The following is a 16,462-nucleotide window of genomic DNA, read 5'->3' as shown; positions in this document are numbered from 1 at the left end:
GCCGTGAGGGAGCGAGTGAGGCCGCGTGGCACCGGGATGGGCCGCGTGGGGCCTACCCTCACGCCGGTGCGGGCGGTTAGCGTCACCGCATGAGCGAACTGACCGAACCACTGACCGGTGCGCGGCTCCAGGTGGTACTGCCCGACGAGTCACCCGACATGCCCGTCTCGCACCTGGTCGACGTGGGGGTGCGGGCCGAGGAACTCGGTGTGGACACCGTCTGGCTGCCCGATCACGTGCTGCCGCCCAAGCCCCACGGAACGACGTTCGGCGGTGTCTACGAACCCTTGGTGACGCTCTCCTACCTGGCGGCGCGCACCCGACGCGTGCGGCTGGGCACCTCGGTGCTGGTGCTGCCGCTGCGGGACCCGTTCGTCACCGCGAAGCAGGCCGCGACCCTGGACCGACTCTCGGGGGGACGGTTCACGCTCGGGGTGGGTGTGGGCTGGTCCCGTGAGGAGTTCGCCGCGCTGGGGTCGGACTTTCGCACCCGCGGTGCGCGCACGGACGAGGCGCTGGCCCTGATGCGGCATCTGTTCGAGGGCGAGGGCCCGTTCCGGGGCCGGTTCCACTCCTACGAGCAGGGGTACTTCGAGCCCCGTCCCGCACGGCGGATCCCGGTCACGGTGGGCGGTGGATCGGACGCCGCCCTGCGCCGGGCGGCGGAGTGGGCCGACGAGTGGCAGGGCCTGGACCCGGATCCGGAGGCCTTCCGCGCGTCCCGTGATCGACTGCGCGGACTGACCGACCGTCCGGTGCGCGCCGGGGTGAGGATGGCCTGGACCGGAGGCGAGGAGGCGTTCGGGGCGGCGGTGGAGAACTTCCGCGCGCTCACGGCCTCCGGCGCGGACGCGGTGGCGGTGTGGTTCGGGGAGGCGGAGGGGTTCGCCGAGCGCATGCTGCGGTTCGTGGCCGCGCTGCGGTGACCGGACCGGGGCCGCGCACCACCGGCGGGATCATCGCTGCGAGCGCAGCCACCCTCCCCCGCCGTACTTCTTGTGGATGGCCTGCTTGGACACTCCGAGCGCCTCGGCGATCCGGGCCCACGTCGCCCCCTGGTGACGGGCACGCCGGACCAGGACGGACTCGATCCGCTCCGACTCCGACCGCAGCGCCACGAGGGTCTCCAGCGCCTCCAGGGTGTCCTGATCACGCAGGGCGCCCGCGAGTTCTTCCAGTTGTTCGGTGCTGTCCATGAGTCAACACTAATTGACCCCGGGCGGCGGCACCCGGGGTGTGGCGCGTACCTTGGGCCGCATGCCGACCATCGAACGTGCCCGCGTCGAGGACGTCCCGGCGATCGTCGCCCTGCTCGCCGACGACCCTCTGGGAGCGGGCCGCGAGACCCCCGACGACCTCGACCCCTACCTGCGCGCCTTCGCGGTCATCGACGCCGACCCGCACCAGTACCTGGCGGTGGCGCGCCGCGATGGGCGTGTGGTGGGCACCCTCCAGCTGCCCCTGCTGCCGGGGCTGTCCCGGACCGCCACCACCCGCGCCCAGGTGGAGGGCGTCCGCGTGCACGCGGACGAACGCGGCGGTGGTCTGGGCACCGCGTTGCTGCGGTGGGCCGAGCACGAGGCCGAGCGGCGCGGCTGCGCGCTGCTCCAACTGACCACCGACGCCACGCGCGAGGACGCCCACCGCTTCTACGAGCGTCTGGGGTACGAGGCCTCCCACGTCGGCTTCAAGAAGACACTCGCCTGACCACGCGGACCGCGGGTCCCCGGTCGGCTCGCGCGGTGGCCGCGCCCCGACCTCACGGGGTCACGACGTCGAAGACCGGGTCGGGCTCCTCCAGCAGGCCCATCAGCCGGTCCACCAACGTCCCGTCGCCCGCGAACGACATCCCCTCGGTGCCCTTCCCGGCGAGCAACCGCAACAGCCGGAACTTGTTCAGGGTGACCGCCAGGTCGGGCTCGCCCCACCGCGGCTTCTCACGGCTGGTGAACGCCCCGTGGGACAGGGTGGTGCGGTGGACGGTGTCCAGGTCGGTGAACACCCAGTCGATGACGAAGTGCTCGTTCCACGCCTTGGGGCCGTCGATCCGGATCGCCAGGGTCGCGAACAGTTGCTCCACGGACAGCGCCGAGGTCACGCCGGCGCCCGCGTCCACGGCGGACGCGCGCTTGCCCTGACGCAGTTCGGCCGCGCCCTGGAGGTAGTAGTTGCGCCACGTGCCGTTCTCCGCGCCGAACCCCAGCCGCTCGTACACTCCGGCCAGGGCGGCTCGGGCCCGGCCGTGCCCGGGATCGGCGAAGACCGCGTGGTCGAGCAGGGTGGCGGCGAACCTGAGGTCGCCGTCGGCCAGGTACTCGTCGGCCATGCGGACCACCTCGTCCACGCCGCCCATGCACGCCACGTACCTGCGGGCCGCCTCCTCGGGCGGGTGCTGCCAGAGATGGGCGGGGTTCCCGTCGAACCAGCCCATGTAGCGCTGGTAGATCGCCTTGACGTTGTGGCTGACCGACCCGTGGTAGCCGCGGGTGTGCCACTTCCGCTCCAGGGAGGGCGGCATCTGGAAGCGTTCGGCGATCTCCGCGCCCACCAGGCCCTGGTTCATCATGCGCACGGTCTGGTCGTGCAGGTAGGCGTAGAGGTCCCGTTGCGCGCTCAGGAAGGCGACGATCCGGTCGGTGTCCCAGGTGGGCCAGTGGTGGGAGGCGAACAGGACGTCGGCGTCGTGCCCGAACAACTCCAGGGACTCGTCGAGGTAGCGCGACCACGAACGGGCGTCCCGGACCAGGGCGCCGCGCAGGCTGAGCAGGTTGTGCAGGTTGTGGGTGGCGTTCTCGGCCACGCACAGGGCCCGGTGCTCGGGGAAGTAGAAGTTCATCTCCGCGGGGGCCTCGGTGTGGGGGGTCATCTGGAAGACGATGCGCACCCCGTCCACGACCTCCTCCTGGCCGGTGCGGGTGATGTCCCGGTTGGGGGCGATGAGGGTGACCGTGCCGGTCGAACCGGCCTGGCCCAGACCCACCCCGATGCGGCCGCGCGGTCCGGGTCTCAGCTGGGATCCGGAGTGGAACACACCGCGCCGGGCCATGGCAGGACCGGCGTAGACGTTCTCCGAGACCGCGTGCTCCAGGAACCCCTTCGGGGCGAGGATGGGAACGTTGCCGTCGGTGACGCCGCCGACCCCACCGAAGTGGTCGACGTGGGAGTGCGAGTAGATCACGCCGCTGACCGGCCGGTCGCCGCGCCGCGACCGGTACAGGCCCAGACCCGCGTGGGCCGTCTCGGCGGAGGTCAGGGGATCGACGACCAGGACGCCCTGATCGCCCTCGACCAGGGTCATGTTGGACAGGTCCAGGCCGCGGACCTGGTAGATGCCCTCGGTGACCTCGTACAGACCCTGCTCGGCGCACAGGCGGGACTGGCGCCACAGGCCGGGGTGCGCGGTGTCGGGGCGGTCCTCGTCGAGGAAGGCGTAGGCGTCGGTGTCCCACACCACCCGCCCCTGGTCGTCCCGGATCCGTCCCGAATCCAACCGGGCGATGAGTCCGCGGTCGGCGTCGGCGAAGTCGCCTACCGTGGCCGTGTCCTTGTGTCCGTTCCCGGTCATCACTTCTCCTCGTCGTACCGACCGCCGCCGGCGCGGGCGGCCCGCACCGGCGGCGTGGGAGGGGGCTGCGGGCCCTCGGGGCCCGGGGTCCGGCGTCCTCAGGAGCGGAGCGCCTCGACGAGCTCCCGTTCGTTGTCCCTGGACAGGTTGGTCCGGATCACGGTGGGGTGGAGCGCCCTGAAGGCGTCGACGACCCGGTCGGTGGTGGCGTCGGCGGCGAGCAGGAACACCGCGGCGCGGCCCTGCCGGAGTTCGGAGCCGATACGCCGGATCATGTCGTCGTCGATGCCGACGTCACCCAGTCTCCCGGCGAGCGCGCCCGCCCCCGCGCCCACGGCCAGGCCCAAGAGCGGGTTGAGGAACAGCATGCCGATGAGGGTGCCCCACAGAGCGCCCCCGGCGGCGCCGTATCCGGTGAGGTCGACGGTCTGGTGGATCCGCGGTCGTCCCTTGTCGTCCTTGTAGGCGTAGGCCGCGTCCTCCAGCCGGAGGAGTTCCTGCTCGCTGAGTTCCGAGGCGATGTCGAGCGCTCGCTCCGCGGTGTCGCGGTCGGCCACCCCGAGTACGATCAGCTGCGCCATGGATGATGGTTTCCCGTCGTCGGTTCCCGACCCGTGATCCCGGGTCTCGGCCCGGAGCCTTTCCCGGAGCACCTCTGGTCAACGTCAGTGGCGGGGACGTATCGCGCAAAACATTACAGATCGCGCAGTGGGCCGCCGGGACCGAAGCCGGGGTCGTCCGGATCGTTCTCGCGGCGCACCTGACGGCGCACCAGTCGGTAGAGGCCGTACCCCCAGGCCAGGACGGCGGCGGCGACGAGCAGGTAGCCGAGTGTCCCGAGTTCCACGGATTCCTCCTCCCTCGTGAATGCCTACCCGGCGGCGGGCACCGGGGTGTCGGGGTCGGCGCAGCTGCGGGTGGGATCCTCCGGGTCGTACCGCACGGTGATCGTGCTCCCCACCGGGTGGCGTCGAGAGTACCGCCAGGCCCGGTGCACGCCCCAACGCCGTCGGGTGAGCTCCGCCGGGGTGGGAACGTCCCCCTCGTACGCCCGCCCGTCCACCTCGAACGTGTACGCCACACCCACACGTTCGCTCTTGAGGGTGTCCCGATCCGCGTCGGACCGGGTGAAGGGGTTGGGCGGACGCCCCCAGACCGGCTTGGAGAACACGATGGTCCCGATGGTGCTCGACCAGGACTCGGTACTGCGGGCGTCCCGACGTCCGCGGCGGACCAGGCGGAGCCACAGGTACAGCAGCCATGCGGTGAGTACGGGCAGGGCGACCGCCGCGACCAGCATCCGGAGCGAGAAGAACTCCTCCAGGGAGACGGCGACGAGAGGGCTCACGGCCCCTCCTCCGGACTCGGCTCGGCGGGCACCGGGGTGTCGGGGTCGGCGCAGTTGCGGGTGGGATCCTCCGGGTCGTACCGCACGGTGATCGTGCTCCCGGCGGGGTGCCGCTCGGCGTACTTCCATGAGCGCGTGGACCCCCACCGGCGTCGGGTGAGCTCCGCCGGGGTGGGAACGTCCCCCTCGTACGCCCGCCCGTCCACCTCGAACGCGTAGGCGATCCCCACCTTCTCGACCTCGGCGGTCCGGGTCCCGGTGAATTCGGGGACGGGCGGGGACGGCCGGCCCCAGGTCGGCCGGGAACCGACGATCGTGCCGACCGCGACCGGCCAGGCGGCGGCCATCCCGGCGTCGCGGCGGCGCACCCTCTCGATGCGCAGCAGCCTGTAGCCGAGGAAGGCCCAGAGGAAGAGCGCGCCCACCAGCATGGTCCCCACCGGGGACCGGAGCCGACCGGAGTCGGCGACGACGGACGCGAGTGCGAAGACCTGCTCCACTGAAACCCTCCCGGGGGACGTCTGCGCCGACGTCCTACCCCTCAGAGAGGATTCACACCTGGGCCCGGGCCCGACGGGCCGTGACCAGCCGGGTGACGTAGGGGACCCGGACACGGCCGTCCGGGAAGTGCCGGTCGGTGAGGGCGCGCAGAGCGGAGCGCAGGCGGTCCTCTCCGATCGCGCGCGCCGCGGCCGCCATCCTGCTGGAGGACAGGGCCATGCCGAGGTACCCGTCGGGGGTGAGTTCACGGACCCAACCGAAGCCGTGTTCGGTGGCGTCGACCCATCCGCCGACGTCCGACAGTTCCCCGACCAGGTCGTAGGAACGGTAGTGGCGGTCGTAGCCGGGGCTGTGCCGTTCCAACAGGGTCTCGTGGTCGTCGATGAACGGACTGTCCAGGTCACGGTCGTTGTTGAGCACGGCCACGACGCCGCCGGGGGCCACGAGCCGGGCGGCCTCGGCGAAGAAGGTCGGGCGGTCGAACCAGTGGACCGCCTGGGCGGTGAGCACCAGGTCCGCGGAGGCGTCGGGGAAGGGGATCGCCTCGGCGCGGGCGTCCACGTACTCCACCTCTCCGTCCTCGGCGAGGGCGGTGGCCCGCATGTCGTGGCCGGGTTCGACCCCCACCACGCGGGGCCCGGGGCCGAAGACGGCGCGCAGGGCGCGGGTGGAGATGCCGGTACCGGCGCCGACGTCGAGCAGGAGTCGGGGCTCGTCGGCCCCGTCGAGCACGAGGCCGCGCAGGAGCCCCAAGGCCTCCACGGGGTAGTCCGGTCGATGGTCCCGGTAGTACTCCGTGAGTCCGGTGAAGGCCTGAGTGGGGTCGTCCATCATGCTCCTCGCGTCGGGGGTGGTGTCGCTCCGCCCCGCATCCTAGGAGCCGCGGCTCCACCGTGTGCGCCGAACCCGCCTCCCCCTGGTCTCCACCGCCCCCGGGCGTGCCCGGGGTGCCGCTCTCGCGCGGGAGCGCCCCGGGGTCGGCGCCTGAGGGTTCCGGAGCGTGCACCGCAGGTCCGGGCCCGGCGGGTCCGGGCCACCGATCGCGGTCACGTGTGGGCGGCGTCGGCGTGGTTCGGGCCCGTCCCGGTAGGCGGGTTCCACCGGGCGGGACCTGGGCGACGACGCGGACGGGGCCACCGTCACGGGTGGGGAGCGCTGATCCGCGCCGTTCTTCGACGTCACGGTGCGCTCGGCCCGGTTCCGCCGAGCCGGAGGCTCGCCACGAACACGGCCCACCCTGGAGAGCGGGGCCCGGGGTCTCAGGAGACGCCCACGGCGTGGGCGGCCCCGGTCTTGGCGCGTCGGTACTCGGTCGGGCTCGCACCGAACCGGTTCTTGAAGGCCGTGCTGAACGCGAACGCGCTCCCGTACCCCACCCGGGCGGCCAGCGACCCCAGACCCAGGTCGGGTTCGGCGACCAGCAGGTCACAGGCCAGGGTCAACCTCCAGTTCCGCAGGTAGGACATGGGCGGATCGCCCACCCCGCGCGTGAAGCGCGCGGCCAACGTGGCCCGGGACACCGCACACCTCCGCGCCAACGCGTCCAGGGTCCAGGCGTGGTCCGGGTGCTCGTGCACCAGGTCGAGGGCCCGGGCGACCACCGGGTCGTGCCGGCCACTGAGCCAGTTCGGGGCGCTGTCCGGGTGCGACTCCAGCCAGGCACGGACCGACATGACCAGGAGGCAGTCCAGGAGGCGGTCGTTGAGGGCGCTCTGGGCCACGCGCGCGGTGGTGATCTCCCGCGTGAGGAGCGCGACGACGGCGGCGTCGACCGAGCCGGCGGGCAGCACCGCCAAGGGGGGCAGCGCGGCCAGGGCCAGGCGGCCGATCTCGCCGGTGTCCTCGTAGGCTCCGATGATCATGGTGTCGGGACCCTCGGCGTCGTTCCCCCAGGTGCCGACGCCGTGACCCATGCTGAGGCGGAGTTCGCGACCGTCGAGATCCACGCATCGGTTCCCGGGTTCGACGACGGTCCGGGGCGTGGTGTCGGGGTCGCCCGACACCACGTAGGGCTCCGGGCCGCGCACGAGCAGCACGTCGCCGGGGCCCGCGGGGACGGGGTCGACGCCCTCACGACGCAGCCAGACCCGCCCACCGGTGACCACCACCAACGCGAGCGCGGCCCCGTCCCGGACGTCGATGGCCCAGGGCGGGCCCATCACCACCCGCAGGGTGAAGGCGGAGCGGGCGCGGGGTCCGTCCATCAGGTGCACCAAGGGGTCCATGGGTTTCTCCCGGCCGGGCCGAATCTGGACGTTCTCTTATGCAGTCCAGCAGATGAACCATGTTCCGTCCAACCCTTTCCCGCTGTACTGAAGACATGAACACGAACAGCACCACCCACAGCGGCACGCGACGCGTCCTCGTCACCGGAGGCACCGGCATGACCGGCCGCCGCCTCACCCGACTCCTGACCGAGCGGGGCGTCGACCACCGGGTCGGCTCCCGGGCGGGCCACCCGCCGACCGACACCCCGCGCTTCGACTGGCACTCCCCCGACACCTGGGACACGGCCCTGGAGGGGACGGACGCCGTGTACCTCTGCTACCACCCCGACCTGGCCTTTCCCGGGGCGGGCGCCACCGTCGCGGCCTTCGCCGAGCGCGCCGCCGCACAGGGGGTGCGCCGGATGGCCCTGGTGTCCGGGCGGGGCGAACCGGAGGCGCAGCGGGCGGAGCAGGAGGTGCGGGCCCACTTCCCCGACCTCACCGTGCTCCGTTGCTCCTTCTTCGCGCAGAACTTCTCCGAGGGCTTCTTCCTGGACGCGGTCCGTTCGGGGACCCTGGCCCTGCCCGTGGCGGACGTGCCCGAACCGTTCGTGGACCTGGACGACGTCGCGGAGATCGCCGTGCGGGCCCTCACCGAACCGGGTCACGCCGGTGAGCTCTACGAACTCACCGGGCCCCGCGCGTTGAGCTTCGCCGAGGCCGGCGGTGTCCTGGGCGCGGCGACAGGGCGCCCCGTCGCCCACCTGAAGGTGACCCCGGACGAGTTCGTCGCCGGTGCCGCGGCCCAGGGCACGCCGGAGGAACTGGCGCGCGGCCTGGTCGCGCTGGTCCAGGAGGTCCTCGACGGCCGCAACGTGGAGCCGACCGACGGGGTGCGCCGCGCCCTCGGACGACCGGCGGGCGGGTTCGAGGACTACGCCGCGAAGGCCGCCGCGACCGGTGTCTGGAACCGGAAGGCGTGAGGGAGAAGACCGCGGTCCGGGGCCGGTCGGCGACCGGCCCCGGACCGGCGAGAGGCGCGGATCCGTGGGGCGCGTGAGCGGCGCCGACGGGGGTTCCGACGCACGGGGCCGCTCCCACCGGTACGGCCGGGGCCGAGCACATCCACCGAGCACGCTTTGTGTCTGGCATCACAAAGTGACCACCTGGTAGGTTCTGATCCGGTCGACCGGCGCTCCGTCGCACGCGCACGCCACCGGCGGGTGGCACCACCCACGCGGTGGCACGGGTGCCGGGCCGGGACCCGCCACGCACGAGGAGAGTGCCCCGTGACGGACACGGAACGCGCCCGAAGCACCAAGGGCGAACGCACCCGGCGGCGCATCATCGACGCCGCCGGCGCGCTCTTCGCGCGATCGGGCTACCGTGCCGTCTCCCTGCGGGACATCGCCGCACGGGCCGGGCTCACCCACGCCGGGGTCCTGCACCACTTCCCCGACAAGGAGGCCACCCTCCTCCACGTCCTGCGTCGCCGCGACGAGATCGACGCGCTCCCGGTCCTCGGTCCGGGGATCGGTCACCGCGAACTCATCGACCACCTCGTGCGCATCGTCGATCGCAACTCCCGCACCCCGGGCGCGGTCGCGCTCTACGTCCACCTGTCCGCGGAGGCCACCGACCCCGCGCACCCCGCGCACCCGTACTTCCTCGACCGCTACCGCTCCCTGCGCGCACTCCTCGTCCCCGCCTTCGCCGCCCTGCTCGACGGCCGGCCGGACCCCTCCCCCGAGACGGCCGCCCGACAGTTCATCGCCCTCCAGGACGGGCTCCAGGTCCAGTGGCTCCTCGACCCCGACGCCGTCGACATGCGCGCCGCGGTCGTGGCCTTCCTACGGAGCCTGGGGATCGCCGCCCCCGACCGTCACCCGCCGGACGCCCCGGCGCCGACCACCGGAACAGCCCCAACGCCCGACGAAAGGTCCGTATGAGCACCGACGCCTCCCGTCTCGACACGGCCGCGAAGGCCTCCGCCACCTCCGGTTCCGACACCTGGCACAGCACGCCGATCCCCGGGGTCCTGCGCCGTCTGCACCTGGCGGACGGCCCGCACGGGATCCGACAGCAACGCGAGGAGGCCGACCACCTCGGCATCGGTGGAAGCGAACCCGCCACCTGCTTCCCCCCGGCGGTCGCCCTCGGTTCGACGTGGAACCCCGACCTGGTGCGCCGGGTCGGCGCGGCGCTGGGCATCGAGGCGAGCGCCATGGGCGTGGACGTGGTGCTCGGCCCCGGCATGAACATCAAGCGTTCGCCCCTGTGCGGACGCAACTTCGAGTACGTGTCCGAGGATCCGCACGTGACCGCGCGCATCGCCGCCGCACTGGTGGAGGGGATCCAGTCCGAGGGTGTGGGCGCGTGCGTGAAGCACTTCGCCGCCAACAACCAGGAGACGGACCGGATGCGGTCCAGTTCCGACGTGGACGAGCGCACCCTGCGCGAGATCTACCTGTCGGCGTTCGAGGAGGTCGTCCGGACCACCGCGCCGGCGATGGTGATGTGCTCCTACAACCGGATCAACGGCGTGTACGCGAGCCAGGACCCGTGGCTGCTCACCACGGTGCTGCGCGAGGAGTGGGGTTTCGACGGCGTGGTGGTCTCCGACTGGGGCGCCGTGGTCGACCGGGTCGAGGCGGTGCGCGCCGGGTTGGATCTGGAGATGCCGCCCAGTGGGACCGACGACCGGATCGTCGACGCGGTGACGTCGGGCGCCCTGGACGCGTCGGTGCTCGACACGGTGGTCACGCGACTCGCGCGTGTCCAGGAACGCGTGGCCACCGACACCACCCGCTCCCCCGAACACGAGGCGCATCGGGCGTTGGCGCGGGACGCCGCCGCCGAGGCACTGGTCCTGCTGAAGAACGACGGCGGGGCGCTGCCGCTGACACCGGGCCGATCGGTGGCGGTCGTGGGCGCGTTCGCCCGCACGCCCCGCTACCAGGGCGGCGGTTCCTCCCACGTGGTGCCGACCGGTCTGACCGGTGCCCTGGAGGCGTTCCAGGAGGTGGCCGGGGAGTTCCCGACGCGGTTCGCCCCCGGGTTCACCCTGGACGGGACGCCGGCACCGCATCTGGCCGACGAGGCGGTGGCACTGGCGGAGGGATCCGACACCACCGTGCTCTTCCTGGGGTTGCCGGAGGACCTGGAGTCGGAGGGGTTCGACCGCACCGACATCGACCTGCCCGCCGAACAGCGGGACCTGCTCTCCCGGGTACGCCGGGTGAGCGATCGGGTCGTGGTGGTGCTGTCCAACGGCGGCGTGGTGGCGGTGGCCGACTGGCAGGACGAGGCCGACGCGGTGCTGGAGGGGTGGCTGCTGGGCCAGGAGGGCGGGGCGGCCACCGTGGACGTGCTCACCGGTGCGGTGTCCCCGTCGGGCCGACTGACCGAGACCATCCCGCTGCGCCTGTCCGACCACGCCTCCTACCTGAACTTCCCCGGTGAGCACGGGCACGTGCGCTACGGCGAGGGGGTGTTCGTCGGCTACCGGCACTTCGACACCCTGGACCGGCCGGTGGCGCACCCCTTCGGCTTCGGGCTCACCTACACGACGTTCGGCTACTCCGAACTGGAGGTCTCCGGGAACGGGACGGACACGTGGACGGTGGCGTTCACGGTCACCAACACCGGGGATCGGGCCGGCCGGGAGGTCGCCCAGCTGTACACGGGGACGGCCCAGCGGTATCCCACCCGGCCGGCGCGGGAGCTGCGCGGCTTCGCGAAGGTGGCGCTGGAGCCCGGCGAGAGCGCCCGTGTGGAGCTGCCCCTGAGCGGCCGTGACCTGTCCACCTGGGACCCCGAGCACCACCGCTGGTCGTTGGCGGCGGACACCTTCACCGTGTCGGTGGGCGCCTCCTCCCGGGACGTGCGGCTGACGGGGGAGATCGAGAGTGCGGGCGACCGGTTCGTGCCCCCGCTGACCCGACGTTCCACCATCGAGGCCTGGCGATCGCACGCGATCGGAGGTCCGGTCCTGGCGGAGGTCCGCTCCGGCATGGAGGAGTTGGACGCGATCCCCGAGGACCTGTTGCGGATGGCCGACTCGATGCCGATCGTGGCCCTGGCGACCTTCGGGGCCGGTGTGACGGAGGAGATGGTCGACCTGCTCGTGGCCGACGTGGAGGCGCGTCGCACGGCGGCGATCGATCGGGGCGAGATCACCGGCTGAGCCCGGCACGGGAGGCACCGTGGCCCGGGGCCGACAGGGTTGCGCCCGGCCGGTCCCGGGGCCCGTTCCCGGGTGGACACCGGTGGGCCGCGCCCACCGCGACCCGGGGTCGTCGGAGGTGAGAGGCTGGAGGGCGCGCCGGAGCACGCACCGGCGCGGCGTGCCCCTCCTCAGTCGTCCGGAGCATCACGGAAAGCCACAGGGTGTCCACAACAGAGAAGTTCCAGAGTGTGTTCGTGGCGCTGGCCGCCGTCCTCGGGGCGGGGGCCGGGCTGCTGTGGCCGATCGGCGGGCCGGCCGGACACCTGGTGCTGCCGGCGCTCATGCTCATGCTGGTGGCGGTGTTCGTGCAGGTGGACGCCGGCCAGGTCCGTGCCGTGCGGAGTGCGCGCGCGGTGGTGGTCGCCGGGCTGGTGCTGAACTTCGTGTTCACCCCGCTGTTCGCGTGGGCCTTGGGCGCCGGCCTGTTGGGAGGCGTCCCCGACCTGCGGATCGGACTCCTGCTCCTGCTGGTCACCCCGTGCACGGACTGGTACCTGGTGTTCACCGGGCTCGCCCGGGGACACATGGGCGTGGCGGCCGCGGTGCTGCCGGTGAACCTGGTGTTGCAGTTGCTGCTGTTGCCGGTGTACGTGCTGCTGTTGGGCGGCGAGGCGGCCATGGTCGACTCCGGGACCCTGGTGGAGGCGGTGCTCTTGGTCCTGGTGGTGCCCCTGGTGGTGGCGGTGGCGGCCCGGTGGTCGGCGCGTCGGTGGAAGGGCACCACGTGGCGGGACGAGCGGCTGGTGTCGGCCGCCTCCGCGTCGGTGCTGCCGCTTCTGTACGTCGCGGTGTTCGCGATGTTCGCCTGGCAGTCCCGCACTGTCGTGGCGCACCTGGGCGACCTCGCCGTGCTGCTGTTGCCGCTGGTCCTGTTCTTCCTGGTCATGCCCTTGGTCGCGGCCGGGACGGGGCGGTTGTTGCGGCTGCCCTCGGACCAGCGGGTCACCCTCACCATGACGACCGTGGCGCGGAACTCGCCGGTGGCCCTGGCGATCGCGGTGGCGGCGTTCCCCGACCGACCGCTCATCGCGGTGGCGCTGGTGGTGGGCCCGTTGCTGGAGTTGCCGGTGCTGGCGGTCCTCAGTCAAATCGTGCGGGTACGCGACCGGAGCGCCGCCCCGACCGACCGCTGAACCGGCCCCGTCGGAACGGCGCCTCGCGCGGAGATCGTGCGACGATCCCGTCGTGGTGGGCGGTTTCGCGTGGGCGGGAACGAAACGGGTAACGGGGGAACGTGGACCGACCACCACCTCACCCCCCGGGAGCCCCTCGTGAAGCCCTACGCCGACACACCCGTCCGCGCCTGCCTGCAACTCGTCTCCGACCTGGCCGCCGTGGTCTGGGTGTTCGTGTGGGTCTCCGCCGCGTTGTCCCTGCGCGAGATCATCCTGTCCCTGAACCGTCCCGGCGAGCTGATGGCGAGCACCGGTGAGGGCTTCACCGAGAACATGAACACCGCCGCGGAGAACGTGGGCCGGGTACCGATGGCCGGGGACGCCCTGGCCGCGCCGTTCACCGCCCTGAGCGAGACCGGCGCGTCGCTGACCGAGGCCGGGGACTCCTTCCAGGAGTCGGTGTCCTCACTGGCGACCACCCTCCCGCTCCTGGTCGCCGTCATCCCGCTGCTCCTGCTCGCCGCGACCTGGCTGCCGGCGCGCGCCCGCTGGATCCACCGGGCCACCACGACCAGGCGGCTCGCCGCGCTGACCCCCGAGGCGCGCACGCGGCTGCTGGCGTTGCGCGCGCTGTCCGGTGCCTCCCCCGCGCGGTTGATGGCCGTGCACCAGGACCCGGCCCTGGCCTGGCAGCGGGGGGACGAGACGGTCGTGGGGCGCCTGGCGGAACTGGAACTGCGCCGACTCGGTCTGCGGATGAAGGGGGCGCGTGGCGGCCGTGGGCGGCGCCTGGTCGGTGGTCGCGACCGGTCCGCCGAGACGTTCCCGGACGCCTCCGGGGGCGAGGAGCGCTGATCCGGGGCCGGCGACCGCCCGCGGTGGTGGGGCCGGTGTCGGGGGGCCGCGGCGGCGAGGGTCCTCCCGGACGTGCTCGGGCCGGTGTCACCGGTGACGCGCGGTGTCGTCCGGTACCGGCCAACGACCTGCGAGGAGGTGGGAGTACCGGTAGAACGGTCTCCTCGTCCGTCCCGGCCCGAAGGAGGCACGGTGTCCGACCGGCTCTCCACCATCGTCGTGCTCGTGCTGTTGATCCTCTTGCTCGCCTGGTTCGACCAGAACGTCCTGTGCCCGTGAGGGGATCCCCGGGCCCCGACGCACACGGGCGGCGCCCCGGGCCGGGGCGCCGCCCGCACGGGTTCGGGCTCAGGGCACCTGGTAGGCGGAGTCGCGCACGTCGGTGATGGCCATGTGGCCCGGGGCGTGTCCGATGGCGAACTCGGGCGCGGAGGCCATCACGGCCGCCTGGGGGGTCACCCCGCAGGCCCAGAAGACCGGGATCTCACCGTCGCGGACCTCCACGGGGTCCCCGTGGTCCGGTGCGGCCAGATCCCGGATGCCCAGGGCCGCGGGGTCGCCCACGTGCACGGGGGCGCCGTGCACGGCCGGGTAGCGCGAGGTGATCCGCACCGCGTCGGCGACCCGGTCGGCGGGGATCGGGCGCATGGACACCACGAGCGGCCCGGAGAAGCGGCCCGCCGGGCGGCAGGCCCGGTCGGTCTCGTACATCGCGACGTTGGTGCCCGCCTCGATGTGGCGGACCGGGACCCCGGCCTCCAGCAGCGGGGTCTCGAAGGTGAAACTGCACCCGATGAGGAAGGACACCAGGTCCTCGCGCCACAGGTCGGTGACGTCGGTGCGCTCCTCCACGTACCTGCCGTCGCGGTAGACACGGTAGGCGGGCAGGTCGGTGCGCAGGTCGCCGTCGAACACCGAGGCGGACACGTCGCCCGGCTCGGTGACGTCCAGCACCGGGCAGGACTTTGGGTTGCGCTGGGCGAACAACAGGAAGTCGAAGGCGAGGTCGCGCGGCAGGCAGAGCAGGTTGGCCTGTGCGTACCCGGGGCTGTAGCCGGAGGTGGGGACGCGCAGTCCGTCACGGAACAGCGCGCGGGCGCGGGCGGGCGACAGGTCGGCCGGGGAGGTCGGCGGGACGGTCTCGGAGTTCATGTGGGCTCTACCTCCACGGGACGAAACGGATGCGCGTGCCGGGACGGGCCTGCCCTGCGAGCGGCAGGTCCGCGGAGCACACGACGGCGATCACCGGGTAGCCACCGGTGACGGGGTGGTCGGCGAGGAACAGGACGGGCTCGCCGCCGGGCGGCACCTGGAGTGAACCGGGCACCATGCCCTCACTGGGCAGTTCGCCCTCGCGGGCCCGTTCCAGGGCCGGGCCGGCCAGGCGGGCGCCGACCCGGTCGCTGCGCGGGGTGACCTCGTAGGCGTCGGTGAGCAGGGCGCGGCGGGCCTCGTCGGTGAACCAGTCCTCGCGGGGGCCCAGGCGCACCCGCAGCGCCACCTCCTCCTCCCCGACCGGGGCTCTGGGTGCGTGGTCCAGGACCGGGAGGGCCGTGGGGGCGGGGCCGACGGGCAGCAGGTCGCCCGGCGCGGGCAGCGCGGGGCCGAGCCCAGCGAGCACGTCGGTGCTGCGCGACCCCAGCACGGGCGGCACGTCGATCCCGCCGCGCACCGCCAGGTAGGTGCGCAGGCCACGGGTGGGCGTACCGAGGGTGAGTTGGGCGCCGTCGGACAGGTGCAGGACCTCGTTGACGGCCGCGCCGCGTCCGTCCACCTTCACGGGGGCCTCCGCACCGGTCACGGTGACGGTGACCGGGCCGTGGGCGCGCACGCGCAGCCCGCCGAGGGTGGCCTCCAGGGTGGCGGCCTCCGACGGGTTGGCGAGCAGCCGGTTGGCCAGGGCGTGGGAGCGGACGTCGGCGGCGCCGGAACGGCCCACGCCGAGGGCGGCGTGTCCGAAGCGACCGGTGTCCTGCACGGTGGTCATGGGGCCGGTGGCCAGGATCTCCAGAGAGCTCACGCGGCCTCCTCGAAACGCACGTGGACGCCGGGCCGCAGCAGCCCGGGCGGGTCGCGTTGGAGGTCCCAGGTCACGGCGTCGGTACGGCCGAGCAACTGCCAGCCTCCGGGGGAACTGCGCGGATACACCCCGGTGAACTCGCCGGCCAGCGCGACCGACCCCTTGGGCACGCGGGTCCGGGCCTCACCGCGGCGGGGCACGTGGAGTCGGGGGTCGTCGCTCACCATGTAGCCGAACCCGGGGGCGAAGCCGCAGAAGGCGACGGTCCAGGTGGCGGCGGTGTGCGCCCGGACGACCTCGCGGGGGCTGAGCCCGGTGAGGTCGGCGATGTCGGCGAGGTCCTCGCCGTCGTAGTGCACCGGAATGGTGACGGTCTCTCCCGGCCCCCGGGCGATCTCCGCGGCCAAGGGGATCTCGGTGACGGCCGCGGCGACCGCGGCCGGGTCGGCGCCGGGTTCCAACCGCAGCAGGACGGTGCGTGCGGCGGGGACGACGTCGGTGACGCCGGGCAGCGGGGCCGCCTCCAGGGCGGCGCCCAGGGCGATGACCTGGGTGAGGTCGGCGACCTCGACCAGGACCCCGGTGTCCGCGCAGTTGAGGACGCGCAAGGACTGCTCCAAATC

Annotated in this window: 19 protein-coding genes; 8 read left to right on the top strand and 11 right to left on the bottom strand. The window is 73.1% G+C overall.

All coding sequences use genetic code 11. The annotated features are described in order from the left end of the window. Window positions 1–89 precede the first annotated feature (89 nt). Window positions 90–926 (top strand): TIGR03619 family F420-dependent LLM class oxidoreductase, encoded by an 837-nt coding sequence (locus DSY14_RS20660; RefSeq protein WP_211718254.1) that lies wholly within the window; start codon window positions 90–92, stop codon window positions 924–926. A gap of 30 nt (window positions 927–956) precedes the next feature. Here the strand turns inward: DSY14_RS20660 and DSY14_RS20655 are convergent, their stop codons facing one another. Continuing rightward, on the bottom strand, window positions 957–1,196 hold the full coding sequence (locus DSY14_RS20655; protein ID WP_211718253.1) for a hypothetical protein: 240 nt from the start codon (window positions 1,194–1,196) through the stop codon (window positions 957–959). Window positions 1,197–1,257: 61 nt separating this feature from the next. Between DSY14_RS20655 and DSY14_RS20650 the strand changes: the two genes are divergently transcribed. Next, window positions 1,258–1,707 (top strand): GNAT family N-acetyltransferase, encoded by a 450-nt coding sequence (locus DSY14_RS20650; protein ID WP_211718252.1) that lies wholly within the window; start codon window positions 1,258–1,260, stop codon window positions 1,705–1,707. Window positions 1,708–1,759: 52 nt separating this feature from the next. Here DSY14_RS20650 and DSY14_RS20645 read toward each other — a convergent pair whose 3' ends face one another. The 7 genes from DSY14_RS20645 to DSY14_RS20615 form a co-directional block, all read right to left on the bottom strand. Next, window positions 1,760–3,565: an alkyl/aryl-sulfatase gene (locus DSY14_RS20645; RefSeq protein ID WP_211718251.1), complete on the bottom strand. Its 1,806-nt coding sequence runs from the start codon at window positions 3,563–3,565 to the stop codon at window positions 1,760–1,762. A gap of 98 nt (window positions 3,566–3,663) precedes the next feature. Next, window positions 3,664–4,146 carry a DUF1269 domain-containing protein gene (locus DSY14_RS20640; RefSeq protein WP_211718250.1) on the bottom strand — a complete coding sequence of 161 codons (483 nt, stop codon included), beginning with the start codon at window positions 4,144–4,146 and terminating at the stop codon, window positions 3,664–3,666. A gap of 113 nt (window positions 4,147–4,259) precedes the next feature. Next, window positions 4,260–4,412 carry a hypothetical protein gene (locus DSY14_RS20635; RefSeq protein WP_211718249.1) on the bottom strand — a complete coding sequence of 51 codons (153 nt, stop codon included), beginning with the start codon at window positions 4,410–4,412 and terminating at the stop codon, window positions 4,260–4,262. Window positions 4,413–4,436: 24 nt separating this feature from the next. Further along, entirely contained in the window at window positions 4,437–4,913 is a 477-nt protein-coding gene (locus tag DSY14_RS20630) for a DUF3592 domain-containing protein (protein WP_211718248.1), read from the bottom strand. Further along, complete coding sequence (locus DSY14_RS20625; RefSeq protein WP_211718247.1) at window positions 4,910–5,413, bottom strand: DUF3592 domain-containing protein; 504 nt, start codon at window positions 5,411–5,413, stop codon at window positions 4,910–4,912. The genes DSY14_RS20630 and DSY14_RS20625 overlap by 4 nt, the downstream gene beginning before the upstream one ends. A gap of 52 nt (window positions 5,414–5,465) precedes the next feature. Continuing rightward, window positions 5,466–6,245, bottom strand: coding sequence for a class I SAM-dependent methyltransferase (locus DSY14_RS20620; protein WP_211718256.1), 780 nt, complete (start codon window positions 6,243–6,245; stop codon window positions 5,466–5,468). Window positions 6,246–6,673: 428 nt separating this feature from the next. Continuing rightward, the gene (locus tag DSY14_RS20615; protein WP_211718246.1) at window positions 6,674–7,639 is read right to left on the bottom strand and encodes an AraC family transcriptional regulator; all 966 of its coding nucleotides are present in this window, start codon (window positions 7,637–7,639) and stop codon (window positions 6,674–6,676) included. Between the two features lie 95 nt (window positions 7,640–7,734). On the opposite strand from DSY14_RS20615, the gene DSY14_RS20610 reads away from it, so the two are divergent. The 6 genes from DSY14_RS20610 to DSY14_RS20585 all read left to right on the top strand — a co-directional run bounded on the left by DSY14_RS20610 (window position 7,735) and on the right by DSY14_RS20585 (window position 14,098). Then, entirely contained in the window at window positions 7,735–8,604 is an 870-nt protein-coding gene (locus tag DSY14_RS20610) for an NAD(P)H-binding protein (RefSeq protein WP_249188188.1), read from the top strand. A gap of 306 nt (window positions 8,605–8,910) precedes the next feature. Continuing rightward, entirely contained in the window at window positions 8,911–9,570 is a 660-nt protein-coding gene (locus DSY14_RS20605) for a TetR/AcrR family transcriptional regulator (RefSeq protein ID WP_211718244.1), read from the top strand. Next, window positions 9,567–11,807, top strand: coding sequence for a glycoside hydrolase family 3 C-terminal domain-containing protein (locus DSY14_RS20600; protein ID WP_211718243.1), 2,241 nt, complete (start codon window positions 9,567–9,569; stop codon window positions 11,805–11,807). The genes DSY14_RS20605 and DSY14_RS20600 overlap by 4 nt, the downstream gene beginning before the upstream one ends. Before the next feature lie 203 nt (window positions 11,808–12,010). Beyond that, complete coding sequence (locus tag DSY14_RS20595) at window positions 12,011–12,982, top strand: arsenic resistance protein (RefSeq protein ID WP_211718242.1); 972 nt, start codon at window positions 12,011–12,013, stop codon at window positions 12,980–12,982. 138 nt (window positions 12,983–13,120) lie between these two features. After that, a complete protein-coding gene (locus DSY14_RS20590) occupies window positions 13,121–13,819 on the top strand; it encodes a hypothetical protein (RefSeq protein ID WP_307851285.1) in 699 nt (232 codons plus the stop codon). Window positions 13,820–13,957: 138 nt separating this feature from the next. Beyond that, window positions 13,958–14,098 (top strand): hypothetical protein, encoded by a 141-nt coding sequence (locus tag DSY14_RS20585; RefSeq protein WP_211718241.1) that lies wholly within the window; start codon window positions 13,958–13,960, stop codon window positions 14,096–14,098. A 69-nt stretch (window positions 14,099–14,167) separates the two neighbouring features. Here the strand turns inward: DSY14_RS20585 and DSY14_RS20580 are convergent, their stop codons facing one another. Genes DSY14_RS20580 through DSY14_RS20570 form a run of 3 tightly spaced genes read right to left on the bottom strand, consistent with a single transcriptional unit; the run spans window position 14,168 to window position 16,447 of the window. Further along, window positions 14,168–14,971: a putative hydro-lyase gene (locus tag DSY14_RS20580; RefSeq protein WP_211718240.1), complete on the bottom strand. Its 804-nt coding sequence runs from the start codon at window positions 14,969–14,971 to the stop codon at window positions 14,168–14,170. 7 nt (window positions 14,972–14,978) lie between these two features. Then, window positions 14,979–15,839 (bottom strand): biotin-dependent carboxyltransferase family protein, encoded by an 861-nt coding sequence (locus DSY14_RS20575; protein ID WP_211718239.1) that lies wholly within the window; start codon window positions 15,837–15,839, stop codon window positions 14,979–14,981. After that, window positions 15,836–16,447, bottom strand: a complete 612-nt coding sequence (locus DSY14_RS20570) for an allophanate hydrolase subunit 1 (protein WP_211718255.1) — start codon at window positions 16,445–16,447, stop codon at window positions 15,836–15,838. Before DSY14_RS20570 ends, DSY14_RS20575 begins: the two co-directional genes overlap by 4 nt. Window positions 16,448–16,462 lie beyond the last annotated feature (15 nt).

The sequence above is a fragment of the Nocardiopsis sp. MG754419 genome (assembly GCF_018207095.1).
Taxonomy (GTDB): domain Bacteria; phylum Actinomycetota; class Actinomycetes; order Streptosporangiales; family Streptosporangiaceae; genus Nocardiopsis.
The sequence above is the reverse complement of the archived record's forward strand: the minus strand, read 5'-3'. Positions and strand labels throughout refer to the sequence as shown.